The 1614-nt window shown below is 55.3% G+C and carries 1 protein-coding gene; it reads left to right on the top strand.

Going from position 1 to position 1614, the window contains the following annotated elements; all coding sequences use genetic code 11:
- A partial coding sequence (locus VAE48_RS16755; RefSeq protein ID WP_322794482.1) for an ATP-dependent DNA helicase occupies window positions 1-1614 on the top strand: 1614 nt, incomplete at both ends.

The following is a 1614-nucleotide window of genomic DNA, read 5'->3' as shown; positions in this document are numbered from 1 at the left end:
CCATACTGGAACCGGGCGGGCTGTTTGCACGCTACTTTGACCAGTTCGAATACCGCAGCCAGCAGGTGGAGATGCTGCGGGCGGTCACCCGCGCTCTTTCAAACGGGGAACATCTGATGGTCGAAGCCGGTACCGGCATTGGTAAATCCTTTGCCTATCTGGTGCCGGCTGCTCTATGGGCTATTCAAAACAATACCCGCGTGGTGATCTCCACCAATACCATCACCCTGCAGGAGCAGCTGATCAACAAAGACATCCCCGATTTACGTGACGCCCTCAAACTCGACCTGCGTGCCACTGTCCTGAAAGGACGCAGCAATTATCTCTGCCCGCGCCGGCTGGAAGCCCTGCGACACAAAGGTCCCGAAACACCCGAAGAATTGCGCATACTGGCCAAAGTACTGGTCTGGCTGCAAGAAGGCGGGCGGGGTGACCGTTCTGAAATTAACCTGAACGGCCCAGCCGAGCGCGAGGTTTGGATGCGCCTTTCGGCTGAGGATGAGGGCTGTAAAGCCGAAGTATGCGTAAGCCGCATGGGCGGTGCCTGCCCCTTTTACCAGTCCCGCCAGCAAGCCCTCAGCGCCCACCTGATTATCGTCAATCATGCGCTGTTGCTCTCCGATGTAGTCACCGGAAGCCGGGTACTGCCCGAATACCAGTATCTGATTGTGGACGAAGGTCATCACATCGAGTCGGCCTCGACGAATGCACTCAGTTACCGCGTCACCCAAAACGATCTCTCGCGCCTTTTGAACGAACTTGGGGGAACTTCCAGCGGTGTTTTGGGGCGGCTGGTTAGTTTGCTCAAAGAATTCCTGCGCCCATCCGATTTTGGGCTGCTCACAAAAACGGTACAACGAGCAACCGACCTGGCCACGCGCCTGGATTTTGACCTCAAACAATTCCTTAAGAGTATCGAAGTCTTCATGGAAAACGCCCGGGAAGGCAAACCGGTCAGTTCGTATGGGCAGCAGGTGCGCATTTTACCCTCAACCCGAAAATTGCCCGATTGGACCGAGGTCGAAATTCAATGGGACAGCACCAACGAAACCCTCAGCCTGCTGCTCAACCTGATTGCTGAATTACACAAAGGAATCAGCGAGGGGCTTGAGCGGATGGGGGAAGATGTTGAAGACACCCTCGCCAATTTAGCCAGTATCCACCGCAGGTTGAGCGAGGCACAGGTTTATATCAATGGACTGGTCAGCCAGCCGAACCCGGCCGCCATTTACTGGGTGGAAATCAGCCCCAACAACAACCGCTTGTCCCTGCAAATTGCCCCACTGCACATCGGGCCGCTGATGGAAAAATACCTCTGGCATGAAAAGAACAGCATTATTTTGACCTCTGCCACCCTGACGGCTGAAGGTGAATTTAATTACCTGCGTTCGCGCCTGAATGCCGATGAGGCCGACGAACTGATTCTCGGCTCGCCCTTTGATTACGAAAACGCAGCGCTGCTCTATATCGCCAAAGATATTCCCGAACCGGTAGATGCCAACGGCTATCAGCGTGCAGTTGAACACAGCCTGATTCGGCTGGCACGCGCCACAGGCGGGCGGATGCTGGTGCTGTTTACTTCGTATGCCCAACTGCGGCGTACTTCACAGGCAA

The organism is Bellilinea sp. (assembly GCF_034432615.1).
Classification (GTDB): domain Bacteria; phylum Chloroflexota; class Anaerolineae; order Anaerolineales; family Anaerolineaceae; genus Bellilinea.
This window is presented reverse-complemented; position numbering and strand designations above follow the sequence as displayed.